The 25,562-nt window shown below is 42.5% G+C and carries 19 protein-coding genes; 14 read left to right on the top strand and 5 right to left on the bottom strand.

The window, feature by feature from the left end; all coding sequences use genetic code 11:
• Positions 1-38: 38 nt before the first annotated feature.
• Complete coding sequence (locus tag B2727_RS09285; RefSeq protein WP_033133488.1) at positions 39-3,329, top strand: type I restriction endonuclease subunit R; 3,291 nt, start codon at positions 39-41, stop codon at positions 3,327-3,329.
• Positions 3,330-3,456: 127 nt separating this feature from the next.
• On the opposite strand, the gene B2727_RS09280 is transcribed toward B2727_RS09285, so the two are convergent.
• The 3 genes from B2727_RS09280 to B2727_RS09270 all read right to left on the bottom strand — a co-directional run bounded on the left by B2727_RS09280 (position 3,457) and on the right by B2727_RS09270 (position 7,923).
• Positions 3,457-4,740, bottom strand: a complete 1,284-nt coding sequence (locus tag B2727_RS09280; RefSeq protein WP_033133489.1) for a ribonucleotide-diphosphate reductase subunit beta — start codon at positions 4,738-4,740, stop codon at positions 3,457-3,459.
• A gap of 143 nt (positions 4,741-4,883) precedes the next feature.
• Complete coding sequence (locus B2727_RS09275) at positions 4,884-5,015, bottom strand: hypothetical protein (RefSeq protein WP_004804753.1); 132 nt, start codon at positions 5,013-5,015, stop codon at positions 4,884-4,886.
• A gap of 73 nt (positions 5,016-5,088) precedes the next feature.
• Positions 5,089-7,923: a ribonucleoside-diphosphate reductase subunit alpha gene (locus tag B2727_RS09270; protein ID WP_005205652.1), complete on the bottom strand. Its 2,835-nt coding sequence runs from the start codon at positions 7,921-7,923 to the stop codon at positions 5,089-5,091.
• 544 nt (positions 7,924-8,467) lie between these two features.
• Here B2727_RS09270 and bfmR point away from each other — a divergent pair.
• Both bfmR and bfmS read left to right on the top strand, forming a co-directional pair.
• On the top strand, positions 8,468-9,184 hold the full coding sequence (bfmR, locus tag B2727_RS09265; protein WP_004655457.1) for a response regulator transcription factor BfmR: 717 nt from the start codon (positions 8,468-8,470) through the stop codon (positions 9,182-9,184).
• 108 nt (positions 9,185-9,292) lie between these two features.
• Positions 9,293-10,933 carry a sensor histidine kinase BfmS gene (gene bfmS, locus B2727_RS09260; RefSeq protein WP_004804758.1) on the top strand — a complete coding sequence of 547 codons (1,641 nt, stop codon included), beginning with the start codon at positions 9,293-9,295 and terminating at the stop codon, positions 10,931-10,933.
• A 114-nt stretch (positions 10,934-11,047) separates the two neighbouring features.
• Here bfmS and B2727_RS09255 read toward each other — a convergent pair whose 3' ends face one another.
• The gene (locus B2727_RS09255) at positions 11,048-11,404 is read right to left on the bottom strand and encodes a hypothetical protein (protein ID WP_004804760.1); all 357 of its coding nucleotides are present in this window, start codon (positions 11,402-11,404) and stop codon (positions 11,048-11,050) included.
• Between the two features lie 92 nt (positions 11,405-11,496).
• On the bottom strand, positions 11,497-12,915 hold the full coding sequence (locus B2727_RS09250) for a GGDEF domain-containing protein (protein WP_033133490.1): 1,419 nt from the start codon (positions 12,913-12,915) through the stop codon (positions 11,497-11,499).
• A 696-nt stretch (positions 12,916-13,611) separates the two neighbouring features.
• Here B2727_RS09250 and ndhC point away from each other — a divergent pair.
• The 11 genes from ndhC (at position 13,612) to nuoL (ending at position 25,562) form a co-directional block, all read left to right on the top strand.
• Positions 13,612-14,163, top strand: a complete 552-nt coding sequence (gene ndhC, locus B2727_RS09245) for an NADH-quinone oxidoreductase subunit A (RefSeq protein ID WP_004804766.1) — start codon at positions 13,612-13,614, stop codon at positions 14,161-14,163.
• A gap of 6 nt (positions 14,164-14,169) precedes the next feature.
• A complete protein-coding gene (locus B2727_RS09240; RefSeq protein WP_004655450.1) occupies positions 14,170-14,847 on the top strand; it encodes a NuoB/complex I 20 kDa subunit family protein in 678 nt (225 codons plus the stop codon).
• 88 nt (positions 14,848-14,935) lie between these two features.
• A complete protein-coding gene (nuoC, locus tag B2727_RS09235; protein WP_004804769.1) occupies positions 14,936-16,723 on the top strand; it encodes an NADH-quinone oxidoreductase subunit C/D in 1,788 nt (595 codons plus the stop codon).
• 12 nt (positions 16,724-16,735) lie between these two features.
• Positions 16,736-17,245, top strand: a complete 510-nt coding sequence (gene nuoE / locus B2727_RS09230; RefSeq protein WP_004804770.1) for an NADH-quinone oxidoreductase subunit NuoE — start codon at positions 16,736-16,738, stop codon at positions 17,243-17,245.
• Positions 17,242-18,567, top strand: coding sequence for an NADH-quinone oxidoreductase subunit NuoF (gene nuoF, locus B2727_RS09225; RefSeq protein WP_004804772.1), 1,326 nt, complete (start codon positions 17,242-17,244; stop codon positions 18,565-18,567). Before nuoE ends, nuoF begins: the two co-directional genes overlap by 4 nt.
• Before the next feature lie 11 nt (positions 18,568-18,578).
• Positions 18,579-21,263, top strand: coding sequence for an NADH-quinone oxidoreductase subunit NuoG (nuoG, locus tag B2727_RS09220; RefSeq protein WP_033133491.1), 2,685 nt, complete (start codon positions 18,579-18,581; stop codon positions 21,261-21,263).
• Positions 21,264-21,266: 3 nt separating this feature from the next.
• On the top strand, positions 21,267-22,283 hold the full coding sequence (nuoH, locus tag B2727_RS09215) for an NADH-quinone oxidoreductase subunit NuoH (protein WP_004804775.1): 1,017 nt from the start codon (positions 21,267-21,269) through the stop codon (positions 22,281-22,283).
• A gap of 18 nt (positions 22,284-22,301) precedes the next feature.
• Positions 22,302-22,844, top strand: coding sequence for an NADH-quinone oxidoreductase subunit NuoI (gene nuoI, locus B2727_RS09210; protein WP_004655439.1), 543 nt, complete (start codon positions 22,302-22,304; stop codon positions 22,842-22,844).
• On the top strand, positions 22,844-23,362 hold the full coding sequence (gene nuoJ, locus B2727_RS09205; RefSeq protein WP_171061079.1) for an NADH-quinone oxidoreductase subunit J: 519 nt from the start codon (positions 22,844-22,846) through the stop codon (positions 23,360-23,362). Before nuoI ends, nuoJ begins: the two co-directional genes overlap by 1 nt.
• Positions 23,362-23,670: an NADH-quinone oxidoreductase subunit NuoK gene (nuoK, locus tag B2727_RS09200; RefSeq protein WP_004655436.1), complete on the top strand. Its 309-nt coding sequence runs from the start codon at positions 23,362-23,364 to the stop codon at positions 23,668-23,670. Before nuoJ ends, nuoK begins: the two co-directional genes overlap by 1 nt.
• Positions 23,667-25,562 (top strand): NADH-quinone oxidoreductase subunit L, encoded by a 1,896-nt coding sequence (nuoL, locus tag B2727_RS09195; RefSeq protein WP_005205642.1) that lies wholly within the window; start codon positions 23,667-23,669, stop codon positions 25,560-25,562. The genes nuoK and nuoL overlap by 4 nt, the downstream gene beginning before the upstream one ends.

Genomic DNA, 25,562 nt, shown 5'->3' with positions numbered 1-25,562 from the left:
AAAAATAGAGTTATTTAGAGGGATAGAGGGGGTAATTTGTGGCAAAAGTAACACGTAATTTTATAAGTGAAGATGATATTGAACAAGCAACGATAGCACTTTTGAATACCGAGTTTGGTTATCAGCACTTAAACTGCTATACCACAGATTCAAGTGACTTAAATGATCGTTCGGGTCGTACTGACAAAAAAGATGTTATCTTCAAAGATCGTATCATTGCCAAATGTGTGCAATTCAATCCCCAAGTCCCTCTAGAAGTGATAGAAACTGCTGTATCTAAACTGATGGATCGTCGTGGTTCTATGTCTGCTATTAAAGCTAATATGGAACTCTATACTGCTATTCGGGATGGTGCTTCTATCACCTATGAAGATAAAAACGGTGAGAAGCATGAAAATGAGTCTTTAAAACTGATTGATTTTGAAAACCCTGAAAATAATGAGTTTTTGGTGGTTTCTCAGTTATGGATTCAATCGACAGGACGTACGCCATATTGCGCTTATCGCCGTCCTGATCTCATTCTCTATGTAAATGGTTTGCCATTGGTATTTATTGAACTGAAAAACTCTAATGTAAAGCTTAAGAATGCTTTTGACGATAATTTAAAAAACTATAAAAATGATATTCCTCAGCTTTTCTTAACCAATGCTTTTTGTGTGCTTTCAAATGCGACAGATACAAAACTAGGGAGTTTTACTGCTGAATGGGAGCATTTCTTTAACTGGTTACGTGTGGAACAAGAAAAAGAAAAAGTAAATAAAGAAGAAATTGAAGAGCAAGGTACAAGTATCGAATATTTACTACGTGGTTTATGCCGTCCAGAACGTCTTTTAGACTATGTCGAAAACTTTATCTTATTCCAAAAGGAAAAATATAAAATTATCGCTCAAAACCATCAGTTTCTAGGGGTAAATCATGCTTTCCAAAACTTCTTAAAGCGTGATGAATTGAAAGGTCGCCTAGGTGTGTTTTGGCACACACAAGGTTCTGGTAAAAGCTTCTCTATGATTTTCTATGTCAGGAAGATTTATCGTAAAGTCACAGGTAATTTTAGTTTTGTGGTGATTACTGATCGTGAAGACTTAGATGATCAGATTTATAAGAACTTTATCCATACACAAGCCGTCTCTGAAGCAGAAGCGGCAAAGCCTAAAAATAGTACCCATCTTCGTACATTATTAAGCCAAAATACTAAGATAGTCTTTACCTTGATTCAAAAGTTTAGATACCACAAAGGCCAAGAATATCCTCAGTTGTTTGATCCTACTAAGCGTGAAGTCACCGTGATAGTTGATGAGGCACACCGTACTCAATATGAATCACTTGCTGAGAATATGCGAAAAGGCTTAGATGGTGCACATTTTCTTGCGTTTACAGGAACACCTATTCTTAAGCAGAAAAAAACAAAACAGTGGTTTGGAGAATATGTTTCTGAATATACATTTCAGCAAGCAATAGAAGATAAAGCAACATTGCCACTTTTCTATGAAAAGCGAGTGCCAGAGGTATTATTACAAAATGATGATCTCAATGAGGAACTCGCTGAAATTTTAGAAGATGAAGAGCTCAATGATGCTCAGAAAGAAAAACTTGAGCGTAAGTTTTCAACTGAATTGGAAGTTATCAAACGAGATGATCGTCTAGATCGTATTGCTGAAGATATTGTGTACCATTTCCCACGTCGTGGATATTTAGGTAAAGGAATGATGGTTGCTGTGGATCAATTCACAGCAGTACGAATGTACGACAAGGTTTCAAAACTTTGGAAAGAAGAACAAAAGAATTTACAAACTCGTATTCATAATTCTAAAAATGATATTGAAAAACATCGTTTAAAACAGCGTCAAAAGTATATGAGTGCTGTACAAATGGCGGTAGTTATCAGTGATCCAAGTTCAGAAAAAGAGCGCTTTGATAAACAAGATCTGGATATCCAGCCACATATTGATCGTTTAAATAAACTTGATGCAAATGGTGCTGATATTGAGGACAACTTTAAAGACCCTGAACATCCATTACAACTTGTCTTTGTGTGTGCAATGTGGCTCACAGGCTTTGATGCACCCACTGTTTCAACGCTTTATCTAGATAAGCCTATGAAAGGTCATACGTTGATGCAAACGATTGCTCGTGCAAACCGTGTGACTTCATATCGTATTCAGAATACAGAGGGTGAGCTGGTAGAAAAAAGAAATGGCGAAGTTATTGATTACTATAATGTATTTAGAAATCTAAAAACGGCTTTAAAAGATTACGGTCAAGGTACTGGTGAAGATGGGGAAACAGATGCTCCCGTACAAGATAAAACTGTACTTTTTCAAATGCTAGATGAAGCAATTATAAAGACGCTAGAATATTGTGAATCTAAGAATATTGATTTGAATCAAATATTGGAAACTCGTCATGAGAGTGGCGGCACGTTTAAAGAAAATGCTTTGTTTGAACAATATGCTGATCAATTATTAGAAAAAGACGAATATCGTAAGACTTTTAATGTTCATTTCAATACAGTTGCGGCTTTATATGAAGCATGTAAACCAAATATTTTGGTGCAACCTCGACCAATTGTTTCGGTTATCCAATTTTTACATGGCTTCATTGAAGCAATGATTGAGCCTCAAGATTTAGAAAAATCAGGTACCTCAGTATCAGATTTATTGGATAGAAGTGTAGTTGTTAATGAAGATACTGCGAAGACAGTTAAAGACTTTAAAGAAAATTATAGTTTAATTCATGGTCAAAAATGGGATTTAAGTACAGTTGATTTTGACAAGCTGAAAGAACAGTTCAAAGAAACTAAGCACAAGAATATTGCCATTGCAGATATGCGAGCTTTTCTTGAGAAAAAGATCATTCAAATGTTGAAGCAAAATGGCGGTCGTATTAACTTTGCCGAACGTTATCAGCAGATGATAGATCGTTATAATTCAGGTGCAACAGCGACAGAGCAATTATTTGACGAACTTCAGAAGTTTACAAAAGGCTTGAAAGATGAAGATCAACGCCATATCAAAGAAGGACTGACAGAAGATGAGTTGGAAATCTATGACCTTCTCTTAAAGGATAGGTTAACCAAAAGTGAGCAGCAACAAGTGAAGTTAGCAGCAAAAGACTTAATTACGGCTCTTTTGAATACGACTCCGAAAATTTTAGTTCAAGATTGGTGGAAGGATGTTCAAACTCAAGCCGTAGTAAAAGATGAAATTGAGAAGGTCTTAGATAAAGACTTACCAATAAGTTATGACGAGATTCAATTTAAAGAAAAGGTTTCAACAGTCTTCGAGCTGGTTAAAACTTTAGCGATGAATGATGATAAGTGGGTAAGCTAATACAGCTCATTTAATGAAATAGTAATAAGCATAACTTTTAAAGAATAAAAAAAAGAACCATTCATTAGAACGGTTCTTTTTTTATTTGAATGACAACTCATGTGTCGCGTGACGCGTGACGTTCAACTTACCAGCTTAACGCACCACCAGTTTGGTAATCCGTTACACGCGTTTCAAAGAAGTTCTTCTCTTTACGCAAGTCCATCATCTCAGACATCCAGCCAAACGGGTTGGTTACACCAGCAAATTGCTCAGGTAAACCAAGTTGCGCTAAACGACGGTTACAGATGAACTTCAAGTATTCTTCCATCATGCTTGCATTCATACCCAATACACCACGTGGCATCGTGTCACGCGCATATTCGATCTCAAGCATCGTGCCTTCAAGAATCATTTGAATCACTTCTTCTTGGAAGTCAGCCGTCCACAAATGTGGGTTCTCGATCTTGATTTGGTTGATCATGTCGATACCGAAGTTCAAGTGCATAGACTCATCACGCAAGATGTACTGGAACTGCTCAGCAACACCGTTCATCTTGTTACGACGACCCATACTCAAGATTTGAGTAAAGCCACAGTAGAAGAAGATCCCTTCAAGAACGCAGTAGAACGCAATCAAGTTACGCAATAAACGTTGGTCGTTTTCAGGTGTACCAGTGTTGAAAGTTGGATCACTTAAAGATTGAGTGTACTTCAAGCCCCACGATGCTTTACGTGCAACAGATGGAATCTCGCGATACATGTTGAAGACTTCGCCTTCGTCCATACCCAAAGATTCGATACAGTATTGATAAGCATGCGTGTGAATCGCTTCTTCAAATGCTTGACGCAAGATGTACTGACGGCATTCAGGGTTGGTAATGTGACGGTAGATCGCCAATACCAAGTTGTTTGCAACCAATGAGTCCGCAGTCGAGAAGAAACCCAAAGAACGCATGATGATGGTACGCTCATCTTCAGTTAAGCCATTTTCAGACTTCCAAAGCGCGATATCATGGTTCATGTTCACTTCTTGCGGCATCCAGTGGTTTGCACACCCGTCAAGATACTTCTGCCAAGCCCACTCGTATTTAAACGGAACAAGCTGGTTTAAGTCAGCGCGACAGTTGATCATTGCTTTATCATCAACCTGAACACGCTGTGCACCCATCTCAAGCTCTTCCAAGCCAGGTGCAGCATCTAAGTGTTCTAAGGCAGCAGATGCTCGTGCCAACGAATCGGTTGGATTTGTTGATCGCACGGTACTGGTTCCAGCGGGTTGTGCAGCAGCCACGCGCGGCGATGATTGCTCTGAATCAGATACCACTTGCGTATTAACCGTTTTTTGCGTGTCGATGGGCGCAGACTTGTGTTCAGGTGTAGTCGGTTTTTGCGAATCATCTTCAAAATCGTCCCAACTAAGGATAGACATATTCATTCTCTCTTCGTTGCTTTATATCTTTTATTTAGACATCTCAAGCAAGGAGATGTCCTACTATACGCTCAATTTGTGTAAGCAAAATTAAGTTTTATTGACTGAAATTTTAAAAAGTGACCAATGGACACCGATAATCCCTAAAACTTATTTTGCTTACGCTGTTGTTTACGTATTTTAAAAAATGCGTAAACCATTGGAATATAAAACACTAGAAAGGCACAGATCAGGACTATCACACCAAATTGATAATTATGACTGAGATGGAACATGATCTATGCCTCAATAGAAACCTTTCTCGAACTCCCTCCAAAGGAGAGGGAGTTTATGCAGAGAGGTGTGAAATTACTGACAAGCTTCGCAGTCTGGATTGTCAATTGAACAGGCCAATGGCACTGGCGCTGCTGTTGAGAAACCATCATCTTCAGTTTGAACTTCAGCTTTTTCTGCTACAACCGCTGCTGCCGCAACCACAGGCGCTTCAACCGATGCTGGTTTAACTGCATTCAGTGCCCCAGTATTAATGGTTGATTTCTCTGCAGAAGTCGCACCTAAAGCTCGGAGGTAATATGTAGTTTTAAGACCACGTAACCATGCCATCTTATACGTGATGTCAAGTTTCTTACCATTCGCGCCAGCGATGTAAAGGTTCAATGACTGTGCTTGGTCGATCCATTTTTGACGACGTGACGCAGCATCTACGATCCAGCGAGTATCCACTTCAAATGCAGTCGCGAAGATTGCTTTTAATTCTTCAGGAATACGCGCAATCTTTTGAACTGAACCTTCGAAGTGTTTCAGATCATTCACCATTACGGTATCCCAAAGACCACGTTCTTTTAATGCACGAACAAGGTAAGGGTTGATCACGGTGAACTCACCAGAAAGGTTAGATTTCACATACAAGTTCTGGAAAGTTGGCTCAATTGATTGAGACACGCCACAAATGTTAGAGATGGTTGCAGTCGGTGCAATCGCCATCACATTTGAGTTACGCATACCGTCTTTTTGAACTTTGGCACGTAAAGTGTCCCAGTCTAAACGTTGAGTGCGATCCACTTCGAACATACGCTCTGGACGCGATTTCGCAACGATTTCTAAAGAGTCGATTGGCAAGATACCTTGATCCCACAATGAACCTTTGAATGTTGAGTAAGCACCACGTTCAAGCGCAAGGTTGCTTGATGTTTCAATTGCGTAGTAGCTGATCACTTCCATCGATTCATCAGCGAAATCAACGGCTGCATCTGAACCATAAGCAAGATTCATTTCATACAATGCATCTTGGAAGCCCATGATACCCATACCCACAGGGCGGTGTTTCAAGTTCGATGTTTTCGCTTGTGGTACAGCATAGTAGTTAATGTCGATGACGTTATCGAGCATACGCACCGCAGTTTTCACTGTACGCGCAAGCTTTTCACGATCTAATACGCCACCTTGAACGTGTTGTACAAGGTTGATCGAACCTAAGTTACACACCGCGATTTCATCTTGGTTTGTGTTTAAAGTGATTTCTGTACACAAGTTCGAAGAGTGAACCACGCCCACGTGTTGTTGTGGTGAACGTAAGTTACATACGTCTTTGAATGTGATCCATGGGTGACCTGTTTCGAACAACATCGAAAGCATTTTGCGCCATAAATCTTTAGCACGTACTTTCTTGTGTAGCATGTTTTGTTCTTTTGCTACAGCTTCGTAGTGTGCATAACGCTCAGCGAATTCTGCGCCAGTTAAATCATGCAGGTCTGGTGTTTCAGACGGTGTGAACAAGGTCCATTCAGCATCTTCAAACACACGTTGCATGAACAAGTCAGGCACCCAGTTCGCTGTGTTCATGTCGTGGGTACGACGACGGTCATCACCTGTGTTTTTACGTAGCTCTAGGAATTCTTCAACATCCAAGTGCCAAGTTTCAAGGTATGCACAAACTGCACCTTTACGCTTACCACCTTGGTTTACCGCAACGGCTGTATCGTTGGCAACTTTAAGGAATGGAACCACACCTTGAGATTTACCGTTGGTGCCTTTGATATAAGAGTTCAATGCACGTACAGGTGTCCAGTCATTACCTAAACCACCCGCCCATTTTGATAGCATCGCGTTGTCACGCATTGCACCATAAATGTCATACAGGTCATCACCAATCGTGGTTAAGTAACAGCTAGATAATTGCGGACGCAATGTACCTGAGTTAAAGAGCGTCGGTGTAGAAGCCATGTAGTCGAAGCTAGACAATAAGTCATAGAACTCGATTGCACGGTCTTCTCTATTTTCTTCATTGAGCGAAAGACCCATTGATACACGCATAAAGAATAATTGTGGTAATTCAAAACGCACGCCATTTGAATGGATGAAGTAACGGTCAAATAAAGTTTGTAGACCTAAATAAGTGAACTGGTTTGAGCGTTCTGGTTTGATCGCAGCAGCCAATTTTGCAAGGTCAAAATCAAGCAAGTCCTTAGAAAGAAGATCAAGCTCAATACCTTTCTTCAAGAAGGTTTCTAAAGCATCACCTTCTAAGGTGTCTGTCGGTAGACCGAGGAACTCTAAACCTGTGCTAACGAGTTCGCTACTAAGTAAACGCGCAGTCACATAAGTATAGTTTGGCTCTTGTTCGATACGGGTACGCGTTGCCATCATCATGGTGGTCGCGATATCGCTTTCTTTTACGCCGTTATATAAGTTCTTTACCGTTTCATCAAGAATGGCTTGAACATCAATTCCTTCTAGACCTTCACTTGCAGTTTCAATGGTGGCTGTAAGCGCATCCAAATCCAATGGTTGGAGCTGACCATTGGCATCTGTAATTTGAAGGGTAGGGTGATGGTTCGCACCAGTTTGCTGACGAGCACTTGCGCGTTGGTCACGATAAATGACGTAGGCACGTGCAACTTTTTGCTCGCCTGTACGCATCAATGCCAATTCAACTTGGTCTTGAATTTCTTCGATATGAATCGTACCGCCAGAAGGCAAACGGCGATTGAATGTGTTCATTACCATTTCAGTCAGTTGAGTGATACGGTCATGGATACGACTTGAGTCAGTACCTTGTTGACCTTCAACAGCTAAAAATGCTTTCCCAATCGCAACAGAAATTTTCTCGGCATTAAATGTCGCAATCTCACCGGTGCGCTTAATGACCTGAAGTTGGCCAGGAGTAGAAGTGATGATGCTCATGTCAGCATAGCTCCATTATCATCTATTTTTATGTTCATGGACCGTTTGAATCGAGCAAAAAGTATGCCACGATGTTTGAGGGATAAACACAATACTTAGTGGTTAAAGTTTATTTTCAACACAAGATACGGGATTTTTTGCAGTAGATCAATCCTTGACTTTTTACTAATTTTTTTTTCATGTGTTAACTGCTGAAATCACAGTCACATAGCATATCAAAGCCATTAAAAAAGGCTTATAGATAACTCTGTGGATAACTCAAAAAACAGACACTTAAATTGTTTTGGGTGAATAAAGAAACAAATTGTTTAACATTGGCACAAAATCTATACTAAATATTCATCCTGTCGGAAAAAGCATAGAGAGCTGAAAAATATATTAAAATTCATAATTTTAATAAAAATATAACAAAAGGGGTTAGGCGTGTATCAGTTTGGTGAACGCCTACTTGTTTACAATGTAAACGTGTGTATATTGCAAAACATAAACCAATGTATCTGTCAGATTTCATAGATAGATTCACTCAGATTTTAGGGGCAAACAAATGAGCCAAGAAGAAAAGTTACCGAAGATTTTGATCGTAGAAGATGACGAACGCTTAGCACGTTTAACACAAGAGTATTTGATTCGTAACGGTTTAGAAGTTGGAGTCGAAACGGATGGTAATCGTGCAATTCGTCGCATTATCAGCGAGCAACCAGATTTAGTGGTTCTCGATGTGATGTTGCCGGGCGCAGATGGCCTGACCGTTTGTCGTGAAGTACGTCCGCATTACCATCAACCAATTTTGATGCTCACTGCACGTACTGAAGATATGGATCAGGTTCTTGGCTTGGAAATGGGTGCAGACGATTATGTTGCGAAACCTGTTCAACCACGTGTGTTATTAGCGCGCATCCGTGCTTTATTACGCCGTACTGACAAAACAGTTGAAGACGAAGTTGCACAACGTATCGAGTTTGATGACCTTGTGATTGATAACGGTGGTCGTTCAGTAACGTTAAATGGTGAGTTGGTTGACTTCACCAGCGCTGAATATGACTTGTTATGGTTGTTGGCGTCGAATGCAGGTCGTATCTTGTCTCGTGAAGATATCTTTGAGCGTCTTCGTGGTATTGAATACGATGGTCAAGATCGTTCGATCGATGTACGTATTTCACGTATCCGTCCAAAAATCGGTGATGACCCAGAAAATCCAAAACGTATCAAAACAGTGCGTAGTAAAGGTTATTTATTCGTTAAAGAAACCAACGGAATCTAAACTCTCTAAAGCCTCCTTTTAAAAGGGGGCTTTTCCCTTGATAGAGGAGGGGCTTGTACAGCGTGGCTGTTCAGGAGAGATTTTAACTAGCTTGGAATTATTTACCCTATGGTAAGTCGAGTACTGAAAAACAGCATATTCTTGCGTATCTATGCTGGATTGGTGGTTTTGGTTGTTGTGGTTGCCGCATTTTGTTATTTGCTGGTGCAGATCATTAACTATCAACGGGCGCAAGAATATCGTGAATCTCTTACCGATGGCATTTCTTATGTCATTAGTGAAGGGGTATCTCGTCAGCCAGAAAAGCAACAAAAGTTAGATTGGATTTCCGATGCGTCTGATTTGCTGGAACTACCGATCTACTATGTCGATGCTGAACGGGTAGAACTATCGCGTACCGAGAAAAAACGTATTGCTGAGCAAAAATCAGTGGTTCGTTATGATGCGAATAATGGGATTGGCTATATCATTATTGGCCTGAAAGACGACCCTAAGCATTTCCTCTATATTAAAGTCGATAAAATTGGCGAACGCCAAATGAAAGCGCTACCGATTTTTGTACTGGATTATTTGATTTTCTATCCAGGGCAGGAGCGTGAGTATTTAGACAAAATTAAAAAGCATTTCTATTACCCAATTGAAATTGCGGATATTAAAGACATTAATCTGGATTCGGAGCAGATTGGTCGTTTGCGCCAAGATCAAAGTGTGTTGCTGTATAAAGACAGTGCAACTGTGCGTGGCACCACCATTTCGATTGTTTCTCCAATGCCAAACCATCCTGCGCAAGTGCTGATTTTAGGGCCTGTTCCAATGTTTAATTGGATGCCGTTCCAGCTGTCAGCAGGGATCACCTTATTCAGCTTGTTCTTATTAAGTTTGGGTGTTTATGGCCTGATTTTACCGCTTGAGCGTAAAATTCGTCAGGTCCGTTATGCCTTGAATAAGATGAAGTCGGGTGACTTGTCATTGCGTGTACCCATTGAAGGTACTGACGAAATGGCAAATTTGGCATCCAGTTATAACAATATGTCAGATCATATTCAGCGTTTGATTGAAGCGCAGCGTGAATTGATGCGTGCGGTGTCGCATGAACTCAGAACACCTGTGGCACGGATTCGTTTTGGTATGGAGATGCTGGCTGAAGAAGATGATTATAATTATCGTATTCAGCAAGTGGACATGATTGATAAAGATATTGAAGCACTCAATACCTTGATTGATGAGATCATGACCTATGCCAAATTGGAGCAAGGTACGCCATCTCTAGATTTCGAAGACATTGTACTGGTTGAAGTATTGGATCAGGTCGCAATGGAAACGGAAGCATTGAAGACGCAAAAAGAAATTGAACTGATTGCACCGCCATTAGCCTTGAAAGTGGATGCAGAACGCCGCTATCTACACCGAGTGGTGCAAAATCTGGTCGGTAATGCAGTACGTTATTGCGATAATAAAGTCCGCATTAGTGGTGGGGTTCGTGCTGACGGTAATGCCTATGTCTGCGTCGAAGATGACGGGCCGGGGATTCCTGAACAAGAGCGCAGTCGTATTTTTGAGGCCTTCGCCCGTTTAGATGACAGCCGTACCCGTGCTTCAGGTGGTTATGGTCTAGGTCTGTCAATTGTCAGCCGGATTGCCTATTGGTTTGGTGGTACGATCCAAGTCGATCAAAGTCCAAACTTGGGCGGTGCACGCTTTATCATGACGTGGCCTGCCAAGCGTTATAAACAAGTCATTAAAAAATAAGTAGTGAAAAAGGAATGATATTTATCATTCCTTTTTTTATTGATATTAATAAAAAAGCCAAAGCAAAATACTTTGGCTAAATCAGGTCTTTTGGCGACCTTGAATTATTACTATTTATTCATGAACAGATGGATCGGGTTCAATCAACGGTTTGCCTGAGCGAAGGCTCTGCAATGCATCTGCATTGAAGTCAATCAGTAGCGCATTGTTCTTGATATCGATTTTATAACCTTTGATCAGGGTTTGATCTCCATTTAAGGTTTCGACTTTATAGCCATCGGCAATATTGAGAATACTTTCTAAATTGGTTGTTGTGGCGGCAAAATCCTCTCTAAATACTTCGTAAATGTCTCTTAAATCAAAAATTGCATTATCAGCATCTGGATGTTTTCGAACATAACTTTCTATATGGCGCATCAGAAGTTGTGAAAAAAAGAAATAATCCGAAGCGTGAGTGTATTCTAGATGCATATTTTTCTCCTTTTGTTCTCATTCTAGAATACTCATCTATTCGCGCTGCTGTGTATAAAGATAATTAAAGTATTTAGCTGAATTGCAACATATTATGTCGAAATGACAACTTGGTTTCGGCCCTGCCGTTTGGCTTGATACAGCGCATCGTCGGCCTGCTTAAATAATTGCTCAATGGCGTGCTGATTTTCAGGTGTGCAGATACAAATTCCAATGCTGATTTGAATGAAGAAACGTTGCTGTTGTTCATGTTCAATCGGGGTTTGGCTGATCTGTAGGCGGATTTTTTCAGCGCAGAGATAAGCTGCATCGGCATCGGTGTCGGTCATAAAGATAGCGAACTCTTCACCGCCTAAACGACCGAGCAAGTCTTGAGGGCTGAGTAGGCTCTGAATGGTGTGCACGCAGCTTTGCAAGGCACGATCACCCATCTGGTGTCCATAGCTGTCATTCACTTGTTTAAAGTGATCAATGTCGAGCATAAGAAAGGCCGTACTTTGACCAGCCTGTGTTGCTTGCTGCTGGAACAGTTGCACCGATTGTAGAAATTGGCGGCGGGTCAGGCTGGAGGTGAGTTCATCATGCGCAATGGTATCTTGCAATTCTTGGATTAGCTTGGATCTCACCATATTGATACTGGACACGGTGAGTGGGGCAATCGTCATCATAATCAGTCCAAGGCGGATTGAGATGGCATTATTTAAAAATTGCTGGGGATAAAGTAGCAGGTAGTTCTGCGAGACGTGATAGATCACAAAGGCGCAGCTGATCGAAGTAATCATTGCCACTGAAAAATGACGATAGCTCAATGCACACCAGATCAGTGCCGCAATTGGATAAAGTAGGGAACCGGGACCTGCATCATAGTAGCCAATTGCAATGGAGAAAATAACTGCAAATAGCGGTAAGCTTTCTTGTACCGTTTGAGTTTTAAACTCTTGGAGTTGCTGTTTAAATTCACTCCAAAGCGGAGCACTAATGATTGCCGGGAGCAGTAATAATGCATTTTGAATTTCCGCAGTAAACCAATAGCCAAAATCAATCCAAAATGAACCTAAAGCAAATTTGGTGTTAAATAAAGGTAGGGTGAGGGCTGCAAATAATGAGCTAGCCAAACCACCGATACAGCAAAAACTAAATAGAAATAGATAAAAATAACCATGATGCATTGAACGGATAAATGCATTAAATTTGACATATAGGGCCAATGTCGTGATGACGTAGAGTAGATTTGCTGAGGTTAGACAAATATTGAGTAAAAAAGGCGTATCTTGTGAGGTATCGGCAAGTAGGTAACCCACGATTGCCCCAATAAAACTGATCGGGTGGCGTGTTTGCGGAAAACGAATGAGTAAACCGAGCAGAACCGAGTTAGCAGGCCAAAAAGAGGCAAGAAAGGTGAGGTGTCTGGTTGCGATACCGAGTAGGCAGCACAATAGAATTACCCCACTAAAAAGTAGAAATAATTGTAAAAGGGAGCGTGGTTTTAATGCTGCATAGGCTTGGGGCATGCTGACGCGGTTCTATGGGGAGGCAAGGTCGCGCTATTATATAGGGTCTGTTGAGATTTCACAGATGCTTGCGACAGAGGACATTTTTTAGACGGTACAAGGCAGGTTTTACGAAACTTAGTTATTCTAAGTGTGTGAGACCTAACGCCGTAACGGCAAAAAAAGTCCCTGTCCTTGCGCTGCGTCAAAGCAATGCTTTGCTCTTGCTTAGGTTATGGCTAAAACCTCCATAAACTGCGTTATGAAACTTGGCAAGGGGATCACCATTGCCTGCATTTCATGCCTTGTTTCTGTCGTTTTAGCCGATAACGCAATGCATGGCTGAAATGTCAACAGGCCCTAACTTCTGTTTAAATTTTCATCATAAATTTGTATCAATGCAATGATTTAGTTCGTGCTGCAATATATTGGGGCGGACCACTCAAAATTTAGATTTTTTCACGATGTAGAAAAAGAAAAAAATGATCAATATAGTCTTCTTGATTAGATAATTCGATTTTTAGGGGTGAATTAACCATGATCTTGGATATATCGGTAAATTTAAGGACAAAATCATCCGAAAGACTAAAGCGCTTCAACTAGCATGAGAAATTAGAAATCAGGTACAATTGGCGGGATTAATTTTGTGTTTGGTGTATTTGAAGGCCAATACATACATTCTTTGTTAAAAATAGGCCTGCCAGGAGTTATCCCCGCATGAGTGCCATTACTCCATACGAATGGGCAATAATTGCCTTCGTGATCGGCGTTACATTTCTTTGCGTTTTTATGCTCACTGTTCCCTTACTCCTAGGGGGTAAAGCATGGGGACGTGCAAAGCAAGAGCAGTTTGAATCAGGTGTAGTTGGTGCGGGCGGTGCTCGTATCCGCTTGTCAGCCAAGTTCTATTTAGTTGCAATTTTCTTTGTGGTTTTCGATCTGGAAGCCCTCTATCTCTACGCTTGGGCAACTTCAGTTCGTGAAGTCGGTTGGGTTGGTTTTGCAACGGCTGCTGTCTTTATTTTAGTTTTATTAATCGGTTTGATTTATGAGCTTTCTACAGGCGCACTTAACTGGGCACCTTCAGATCGTCGTAAAGCAGCTGGGATTAAAACCAAAATAGGTTCGCCAAATATGAACATTGCTGACATTACGCGATTCAATAATATTGAAGAGTTAGTTGTCGATCCTACTGGTCATATTCCAGCACAGTCTTCAGGTCGTGTTAAATCTAAAACACCGACTACATCATTACTTAAAAAGGAGTAAGTCGGGATGAAATATACTTTAACCCGTGCGAATCCAGATGCCGATCAATATCCATTACAAGATCGTCAAATCGTAACTGATCCACTTGAGGAAGAAGTTAATAAAAGCGTGATGATGACGCGTCTTGAAGATGTGTTGCATACAGCGGTGAACTGGGGGCGTAAAAACTCTTTGTGGCCTTTTAACTTTGGTACTTCATGCTGCTACGTTGAATATGCAACGACTTTAACGGGTGTACATGACTTATCCCGTTTTGGTGCTGAGGTTATTCGTGCTTCACCACGTCAAGCAGATTTGATGATTGTTGCAGGGACCTGCTTTGTCAAAATGGCACCTGTAATTCAACGTTTGTATGAACAAATGCTTGAGCCTAAATGGGTGATCTCAATGGGTGCTTGTGCGAACTCTGGCGGTATGTATGACATCTACTCTGTAGTTCAAGGTGTCGATAAAATTATTCCTGTTGATGTGTACATCCCAGGTTGCCCGCCTCGTCCAGAAGCATTGATTCAAGCATTGATGTTACTTCAAGACCAAATTCAACTAGAGCGCCGTCCACTTTCAGCGGTTATTGGTGATGATCTTCAGCCTGTGTATAAGCCAAAGATGATGCCAGAACGTGACCGTAAAAATGCTGAACGTATTGCGGTGAAAAACTTACGCTCTATGGATGATATTAAATAATTTTCTCGATGAGTTTTTGACATGTCCCGTGATGGGTATGGTCATCGGAAAAATTGCCAGAATTTGTATTAAATAGGAAGCCAAGCCAATGGCTGAAACTGACATTGCTATGCCAGAATCAACACCAGTTGATTCCCGCCCTGCATTTGCAATCGTAGAAGAGCTCAAAACCAAATTTGGTGAGAACTTCTATGTGCAGACGACTTTTGAAGAGTTTCCAACAGTCTGGGTTGAGCGCGCACGCGTGCAAGAAGTCCTTATGTTCCTCCGTAAAGTGGAACGTCCTTATGTGATGTTGTTTGACTTATCAGCGGTAGATGAGCGTTTACGTGTTCACCGTGATGGTTTACCAGCATCTGACTTCACTGTGTTCTATCACTTGTTATCGCTTGAGCGTAATAGTGATATTCGTATTAAAGTTGCGTTGAATGAAAATGATTTAAGCATTCCAACTGCAACCAACATTTGGCCAAATGCCAACTGGTACGAGCGTGAAGCTTACGATATGTTCGGTATCGATTTCGCAGGGCATCCAATGCTCCGTCGTATCTTGTTACCAACCTATTGGGAAGGTCACCCATTACGTAAAGAATATTCAGCGCGTGCGACAGAATATACGCCGTATATGCAAGACCAAGCAAAGCAAGATTTCGAACAAGAACACTTACGCTTTGTACCAGAAGACTGGGGTCTAAAACGCGGTAATGACGACGAAGACTTCATGTTCCTGAACTTGGGTCCTAACCATCCATCTGCACACGGTGCTTTCCGTGTGGTATTACAGTTGGACGGTGAAGAAGTGAAAGACTGTGTGCCTGATATCGGTTATCACCACCGTGGTGTGGAAAAGATGGCTGAACGTCAAACATGGCATTCATTCATTCCTTATACCGATCGTGTCGACTACCTCGGTGGTTGTGCGCAAAACATGCCATACGTGATGGCTGTTGAGCAGCTTGCTGGTATTAAAGTACCTGAGCGTGCACAAGTCATTCGTGTGATGTTGAACGAATTATTCCGTATCAATAACCACTTGTTGTTTTGTGGTACAGCGATTCAGGATGCGGGTGGTATGACTCCTGTATTCTATATGTTCGCAGACCGTCAAAAAGTCTATGACATCGTTGAAGCGATTACGGGTTACCGTATGCACCCAGCATGGTTCCGTATTGGTGGTACAGCACACGACCTTCCAAATAACTGGCAAAAACTTGTTAAAGAGTTGCTAGAGTGGATGCCGAAACGTTTGAATGAGTACTACACTGCTGCACTTAAAAACTCAGTATTTATTGGTCGTACGCGTAACGTTGCGCAATACGATGCTAAATCTGCGTTGGCTTGGGGTGTAACAGGTACTGGTTTACGTGCGACGGGTATTGATTTTGACGTTCGTAAATATCGTCCATACAGTGGTTATGAAAACTTCGACTTTGATATTCCAGTGGAATATGAAGGCGATGCATATGCACGTGTCTTGGTTCACTTCCGTGAAATTACTGAGTCGTTGAAAATCATTCAACAGTGCTTGGATAACATGCCATCTGGTCCTTATAAAGCGGATCATCCATTGGCTGTTCCACCACCGAAAGATAAGACATTACAAGATATTGAAACCTTGATTACGCACTTCTTGAGCGTATCTTGGGGTCCAGTAATGCCTGCGGGTGAGTCATCATTTATGACGGAAGTCGTGAAAGGCGCGAGTACTTATTATTTGACTTCAGACAAGTCAACGATGAGTTACCGTACCCGTATTCGTACACCGACATTCACTCACTTACAGCAAATGCCTTCAGTGATTAACGGCAGTTTGGTTTCTGACTTGATCATTTATTTGGCGACCATTGACGTGGTTATGGCTGACGTGGATCGCTAGGGGTAAACGATTATGATGATTTTGACTGATAAAAAACCACGTGTGAATGTTGAAGGGATTTTGACTGCTGACGAAATTCATGACATTGAACATCACATTGGTCATTACCCGTACCCACGTGCAGCCTCTTTGGATGCTTTGAAGTGTGTACAGCGCCGTAATGGTTGGGTAGATGATGCACAAATGAATGCGATTGCACAGTTGTTGACGATGAGTGTGGCGGATCTTGAAGGTGTTGCAACTTTCTATAACCGTATCTACCGTCAACCGGTTGGTCGCCATGTGATTTTATTGTGTGACTCAATTGCATGCTTCTTGATGGGTGCAGAAACTTTGGCAGAAGCATTCCAGCGCGAGTTGGGTATCCAGTACGGACAAACCACAGCAGATGGCCGTTTTACCTTGCTCCCAATTTGCTGTTTAGGCAACTGCGATAAAGGTCCAACTTTAATGATTGATGAAGATACGCATGGTCTTGTGGACGTGTCATCAGTTAAACAGTTATTGGAGAAGTATGTATGAATACTGAACCAAAACCAATTTATGGCGACGGTAATCCAGAAACGCATCCATTGACTTGGCGTTTGAGCAAACAAGAGTTTGTGCGTGCAGCAGATGAGTATGAAGCACTTGAAGGTTATGCTGGCTTTAAAAAAGCATTGAGCATGCCACCAAAAGACGTGCTTGAAGTCATTAAAGCTGCAACGGTCAAAGGTCGTGGTGGTGCAGGTTTCCCAGCGGGAATTAAATGGTCATTGATGGCGCCAAATGATGGTGGTCCACGCTATTTGATCTGTAATGCCGATGAAATGGAACCAGGTACCTTTAAAGACCGTTTGTTGATGGAAAAACTTCCTCATCAATTGATCGAAGGCATGCTGATTGCAGGTTATACCTTAGAAGCAACTCAAGGTTATATCTTCATCCGTGGTGAATATGTTGAAGCAGCTCAATACTTAAATGAAGCATTAGAGCAAATCCGTGCCAAAGGTTACTTGGGTGACAACATCCTTGGAACAGGCTGGAACTTTGATATGCATGTTCACACTGGCGCAGGTCGTTATATCTGTGGTGAAGAAACTGCATTGATCAACTCGCTTGAAGGTCGTCGTGCCAATCCGCGTACTAAGCCACCATTCCCGCAAGTTGCAGGGGCATGGGGCCGTCCAACGATTGTCAACAACGTTGAGACCTATAACAACTTGCCAGCGATTATGCTTCGTGGTCCTGAGTGGTACATCAATCTTTCTGCGGGTAAGTCGAAAGATCCGGGTACCAAGATCTATGGTGCATCAGGCAAAGTTAAATTCCCTGGTCTTTGGGAACTTCCATTTGGTACAACAGCGCGTGAAGTGATTGAAGAACATGCGGGTGGTATGCGTGATGGTCTTACTTTGAAAGCATGGTTACCAGGTGGTGCTTCGACTGACTTTTTAGCAGCTGAGCACATTGATTTGCCAATGGATTCTGAAACGATCATGAAAGCGGGTTCACGTTTAGGTACCTGTTTGTTGATGGTTGTGGATGAAACTCAATGTATGGTTTCTGCTACACGTAATTTAGAAGAATTCTTTGCACGTGAATCATGTGGTTTCTGTACACCATGCCGTGATGGTTTACCTTGGGCAGTTAAAGCGCTTAAAGCACTGGAAGCAGGCGAAGGTAAGAAAGAAGATATCGATCACCTACAAGAACTTACTCGTAAATTGTGGATTGGTAAAACTTTCTGTGCTCACGCACCAGGTGCGATGGAGCCGCTTATGGGCGCACTTAAATATTTCCGTGGCGAGTTTGAAGCAAAGGTTAAAACCCATGCTCCTGCTCTAGACGTAGAACAAGCTTAAGGAATTCGACTATGGCTACAATTCATGTCGATGGAAAATCGTATGAAGTCAACGGCACTGAAAACTTGCTACAAGCATGTTTAAGCCTTGGCATCGACATCCCGTATTTTTGTTGGCACCCATCCTTAGGTTCTGTTGGTTCTTGTCGTCAATGTGCGGTGACTCAGTACGCAAATCCTGAGGACACACGTGGACGCTTGGTGATGTCATGTATGACACCTGCTGCCGACAATACCTATATTTCGATTGAAGACAAAGAAGCGACGGATTTCCGTGCGTCGATTGTTGAATTCTTAATGACCAACCACCCGCACGACTGTCCAGTCTGTGAAGAAGGTGGTCACTGTCATTTACAAGATATGACCGTCATGACGCAACATGACCGTCGTCGCTATCGCTTTACCAAACGTACGCATCACAACCAAGAGTTGGGTTCGTTTATTGCGCATGAGATGAACCGTTGTATCGCATGTTATCGTTGTGTGCGTTACTACAAAGATTATGCGGGCGGTACGGACTTTGGTGTATATGCCAATGCTTCACGTGTTTACTTTGGTCGTCCAGAATCAGGCACTTTAGAGTCTGAATTCTCTGGTAACTTGACTGAAGTCTGCCCAACGGGTGTATTCACGGATAAGACCCATTCAGCACGCTATAACCGTAAGTGGGACATGCAGTATGCGCCAAGCGTATGTCATGGCTGTTCTTCAGGTTGTAACATTTCTCCGGGCGAACGCTATGGCGAAATCCGTCGTGTTGAAAACCGTTTCAATGGTTCAGTCAACCAATACTTCCTTTGTGACAAAGGTCGTTTCGGTACAGGTTATGTGAATCGTGAAGATCGTCCACGTCAACCGCAGTTCCGCAATGGTGAAACTGTTGCGACTGTGAGTGTTGATCAGGCACTTGATCAAGTGATTACTCAACTTCAAGGCAAGAAAGTGTTAGGTATTGGTTCACCACGCGCAAGCTTGGAATCAAACTACGCACTGCGTGAATTGGTCGGACAAGACAATTACTCAACAGGTATGTCTCAAAAAGATCAAAACTTGGTTGAGTTAGCTGCATCAATCATGCAAACACAGGGTATCTATAACCCGAACATGCGTGAAATTGAAAGCTATGATGCGGTGTTGATCTTGGGTGAAGACTTAACTCAAACTGCGCCACGTATGGCATTGTCTGTTCGCCAAGCTGCGAAAAACAAAGCCAAAGAAATGGCTGCTGCGACACGTACACCAGACTGGTTAGCAGAACCTGTACAACGTATCGGTCAAGATGCAAAATCACCAATCTATATCCTTGCTGCAACACAAACGCGTTTAGCCGATGTTGCAACAGGTGAAGTGGTTGCATCTCCAAATGATATCGCACGTTTAGGTTTCGCGGTTGCTGCTGCTGTTAAAGGTGAAGCACTCTCTGGTTTAGCGGATGATGCCAAAGCATTTGCGCAAACCATTGCAGATACTTTGAAAGCGGCGAAAAAACCATTGATTATCTCTGGTACCAGCTTACAAGATCCTGCAATCATGGAAGCTGCAGCTCAAGTTGCACAAAACTTAGGTGAACATGCAGGCTTGTCATTGACTGTTCCTGAAGTGAACTCAATGGGCTTGGCGCTGTTTGGTGGCTTAAGCTTAGAACAAGCATTTGCACAAGATTATGATGCAGTGGTTGTGATTGAAAATGACTTAACTCGTCGTTTACCAGTGGCTCAAGTGAAAGCTGCATTTGACAAGGCTGAGACTGTGATCGTGCTCGATCATAGCGAAACTGAAACCTTGAAACTTGCAGATATCGTACTTTCAGCAGCAAGCTTTGCTGAAGGTGACGGTACTGTCGTGAGCCAAGAAGGCCGTGCACAACGTTTCTATCAAGTGTATGACCCAAGCTACTACAAACCTGAATATGCGATCAAAGAATCATGGCGCTGGTTACATGCCATTGAGACAGGTCTCAAAGGCAAAGCAGTGGACTGGACATTGCTTGATGATGTGATTGATGACATCGTGAAGAATGTTCCTGTGCTTGCTGCAATTGAAGACGTTGCACCAGATGCTGGCTATCGTATCCACGGTTTGAAAATTGCACGTGAACCACGTCGTTACTCAGGTCGTACCGCAATGCGTGCACCGTTATCGGTTCACGAACCTAAGCAACCGACGGATATCGACTCTGCATTAACGTTCTCGATGGAAGGTTATGTAGGGAATCAGACTGCATCTTCATTGGTACCTTTCGCATGGTCTGCGGGTTGGAACTCACCACAAGCTTGGAACAAATACCAAGATGAAGTGGGTGGTCACTTAAAAGGTGGTGATTCGGGTGTTCGTTTATTCGATCGTTTAGCAAAACGTCCTGCGCGTAGCTATGTTGCACCTTCTGCTGTTGTTGTGAATCCTGAAAGCTTCCGCCTTGTGCCGATGCACCATATTTTTGGTTCTGGCGAATTCACCATTAAAACACCTGCGATGGAATCTCGTATTCCTGAAGCAATGTTTGCTGTGGGTGAGCAAGATGCGACACGCTTAAATGTTCAAGATGGTCAACGTATTACAGTGAAAGCGGGTGAAACGAGTATTAGCTTGCCAGTACAAGTGATCGAATATTTACCAACAGGTTATATTGGTTACCCAATTGGTTTAGCACCAACTGTTTCATTGGCAGAGCCTGTTTCTGTGGCGGTAGGAGTGTAATTCATGAATCAAGAAATTATACGTCAAACGCCACTTTGGGCTGAGAACTGGCCAATCGCTTATTCAGTGATTCAGGCGATTGTGATCTTGCTGGTGGTGGTTTTGGTTGCTGCTTTGATGTCATTTATTGAGCGTCGTCTCTTGGCATTATGGCAAGACCGTTATGGTCCAAACCGTGTCGGTCCAGGTGGTATGTTCCAGATCGTTGCCGACATGCTTAAGATCATGTTCAAAGAAGACTGGACACCAAAGTTTGCTGATAAGCTGACTTTCCGTTTAGCACCAGCAGTTGCGATGGCAACTGCGGTACTTTCATTCATGGTGATTCCAGTAAGTCCTACACTGGGCGTTGCGGATATGAGTATCGGCCTATTGTTCTTTATGGCAATGGCAGGTATTGCAGTTTATGCAGTGTTATTTGGTGGTTGGGCGTCTAACAACAAATACTCATTACTCGGTGGTCTTCGTTCTGCTGCTCAAACCATTTCTTATGAAGTGTTCTTGGGTATCTCGTTGATGGGTGTGGTTGCGATTGCAGGTTCATTCAACCTTCGTGAAATTGTTGAAGCACAACGTGATATGTGGTTCATCATTCCTCAGTTCTTAGGTTTCTTGATCTTTGTGGTTGCGGGTGTTGCGGTTACGCACCGTCACCCATTTGACCAACCAGAAGCTGAACAAGAATTGGCTGAAGGTTACCATGTTGAATATGGTGGTATGAAGTGGGGGATGTTCTTCGTTGCGGAATACGTCAACGTTGTTTTGATCTCGGCTTTGATCGTGACTTTATTCTTCGGCGGATGGCTTGCACCATTTAACTTAGAAATTCCATTTGTTCCACCATTATTCTGGTTCGTGATTAAAACAGCATTCTTTGTAATGATGTTTGTCTTGGCGCGTGGCTCGTTAATGCGTCCACGTTATGACCAAGTGATGAACTTTGGTTGGAAAGTTTGTTTGCCATTGGCGTTGGTCAACTTGTTAGTGACTGGTGCTGTGATTCTGATGAATCAGGCCTAGGACAGCAGGGAGTACAAAATGTATAAAATTCTAGCTGGCTTTGGATCGATTGTACGTTCGTTATGGATGGTGTTCAGCCATGTAACACGTAAACGTGACACGATCTTATATCCAGAAGTACCGGGTGAACAAATTGCGCCTCCACGCTATCGCGGTCGTATCGTATTAACGCGTGATCCAGATGGTGAAGAGCGTTGTGTGGCATGTAACCTGTGTGCGGTTGCATGTCCAGTGGGCTGTATTTCATTGCAAAAAGCGGAAAAAGAAGATGGACGTTGGTATCCAGAATTTTTCCGTATTAACTTCTCACGCTGCATTTTCTGCGGTATGTGTGAAGAAGCATGTCCAACCACAGCGATTCAGATGACACCAGATTTCGAACTTGGTGAGTATGTACGTCAAGACTTGGTGTATGAGAAAGAAAACTTACTCATTTCTGGACCTGGTAAATATCCTGACTACAATTTCTATCGTGTCACTGGTATGGCTGTGAGCGGTAAAGAAAAAGGTCAAGCACAAAAAGAAAGTGCACCAGTAGATGTACGGAGCTTATTACCATGATGTGGCCATTTTATTTGATGGCACTTGTGGCCATTGTTTCGACAGTACGTGTTGTGACCAACACCAATCCTGTGCATGCATTACTTAGCTTGATCGTTTCTCTTCTTGCGGTTGCTGGCATTTTCATGATCGTGGGTGCGCCGTTTGCGGCTGCCCTTGAGATCATCGTTTATGCAGGTGCGATCATGGTCTTGTTCGTCTTCGTTGTCATGATGTTGAACCTTGGACAAGATACCATTGAACAAGAAAGCAAATGGTTGACTTCAGATGCTTGGGCTTTTCCTGCACTGATGAGCTTTTTATTAGGCTTAATCTTGGTGTGGATGCTCGGTGGTGAATACACCACGATTTCTGCGCCAATGGGTACAGAAGTTGTTGGGCCTAAAGCAGTCGGTCAAGCACTATTTACTCACTATCTATTATTGGTAGAAGTTGCCGCGATGTTATTGCTTGCAGCACTTGTTGCAGCATTCCACTTAGGCAAACGTGAACCAGGTGCAGAAGAGGATAAAGAATAATGGGACACATCCCTTTAGAACATGGTTTGATCGTTGCAACCATCCTTTTTGCACTGGGTTTTTACGGTGTAATGGTGCGACGCAACCTTTTATTTATGCTAATGAGCCTTGAGGTGATGATGAATGCTGCTGCGTTGGCATTCGTCTTGGCAGGTAGTGTTTGGGCTCAGCCAGATGGACAGATCATGTTCATTTTGATCCTGACGCTTGCTGCAGCAGAGGCATGTATTGGTCTTGCGATCGTCCTTCAGTTTTATCATCGCTTCCATCACTTGGATGTGGATGCTGCTAGTGAGATGCGCGGATGAGTACATTATATTTAACCGTTTTATTTCCGCTCATTGGTTTTATCCTTTTAGCGGCAGGGCGTGACAAACTTTCTGAAAATGTAGCTGCCATTATTGGTGTTGGTTCAGTTGGTTTATCTGCGTTATTTGCTTTAATTGCCGGTCTTGCATTTACCAGCAGTGGTCAAACCGTTTTTGTTCAACACTTATGGACTTGGTTCAGTGTTGGCGGTTTTGAGCCAGGCATCAGCTTACATTTAGACGGCTTGTCATTATTGATGACAGGTATGGTCACAGGTGTTGGCTTCCTGATTCACATCTTCGCATCATGGTATATGCGTGGTGAAGAAGGTTATGCGCGTTTCTTCTCTTATTTCAACCTATTCGTTGCCAGCATGTTGTTGTTGGTATTGGGCGATAACTTGGCGTTATTGTTCTTAGGTTGGGAAGGCGTAGGTCTGTGCTCTTACTTATTGATTGGTTTCTATTACTCAAACCCTGCAAATGGCTGGGCGGCAATCAAGGCATTCACCGTAACACGTGTGGGTGACGTATTCTTACTCATCGCATTGTTCTTGCTCTATCAACAATTTGGTACTTTGAATATTCAGTACATTGTTGAAAATGCAGCGACTGTCATGACACAAAGCTCATCATTGTCGATCTGGACAGCATTGATGTTGTTCTTGGGTGCAGCGGGTAAATCAGCGCAAATTCCATTACAAACTTGGTTAGCTGATGCGATGGCTGGTCCTACACCAGTGTCTGCATTGATCCATGCTGCAACAATGGTTACAGCAGGTGTGTACTTATGCTGCCGTATGTTCTCTGTGATTGAAATGGCACCAGAAGTAATGCAGTTCATCTCGATTACAGGTGCTGTGACTTTGCTGGTGGCTGGCTTTGCCGCATTGGTGCAAACCGATATCAAACGTATCTTGGCTTACTCAACCATGAGTCAGTTGGGTTATATGTTTATGGCAGTGGGTGCTGAAGCATACCAAGCTGGTTTATTCCACATGTTGGCTCACGCATTCTTCAAAGCATTATTGTTCCTTTCTTCAGGTGCCGTAATTCTTGCATGTCATCACGAACAAAACATTTTCAAAATGGGTGGATTACGTCATAAGATTCCATTCGTATTCTGGTGTTTCGTAATCGGTGGTGGCGCATTGGCAGCACTTCCAATCGTGACTGTTGGCTTCTTCTCTAAAGATGCGATCTTGGGTGCAGTATATGCACAGTCTACAATTGCAAATCTTCCACTTTACAATACGTTGTACTGGGTTGGTGTTGCGGGTGCATTCTTAACGTCTATCTATACTTTCCGTTTAATCTGGGTGGTATTCTTCGGCGAAGAGAAAACCCATGCACATGCGATTCATGGCGTCACTTACTGGGGTCCGCTTGCAATTCTTGCTGCGTTATCAACAGGTATCGGCTACTTCCTACAAGCGCCAGTTGCAAAATTATTGACTGCTGCAAGCATTCCAAGTTTTGTTGTTCCTGAGAGCTTAGAAGCTGCTGTTGCACATGCTGAACATTTAGCAAGTGGTGTTGCCCTCGCTGGTTTAGCTGTGGGTATCTTCTTGTTTGCTTTTGCATACGGTGCAGTAAAAGCTTTTGCTCAAACATCTTTGGGTTCAGGTTTAGCGCACATTTGCCGTACAGCATTTGGTTTCGATGCTTTGTATGACATCGTATTTGTAAAACCTTATTTATTGATTGCGAAAATTTTAGGTCGTGATCCAGTTGACGGTTTATGGTTAGTACTCCCTGCAATTGTGAAGGGTGGTAATAGCTTTACAAGTTCGCGTCAAACAGGTTCATTACGTGAATACGCTTCAAGCATGTCACTCGGTGTAGTGGTGTTATTGATGATCTTGATCGTGATTCAGGTTGTGGGGAAATAA

The sequence above is a fragment of the Acinetobacter sp. UBA991 genome (assembly GCF_002292065.1).
Lineage (GTDB): Bacteria > Pseudomonadota > Gammaproteobacteria > Pseudomonadales > Moraxellaceae > Acinetobacter > Acinetobacter higginsii.
The sequence above is the reverse complement of the archived record's forward strand: the minus strand, read 5'-3'. Positions and strand labels throughout refer to the sequence as shown.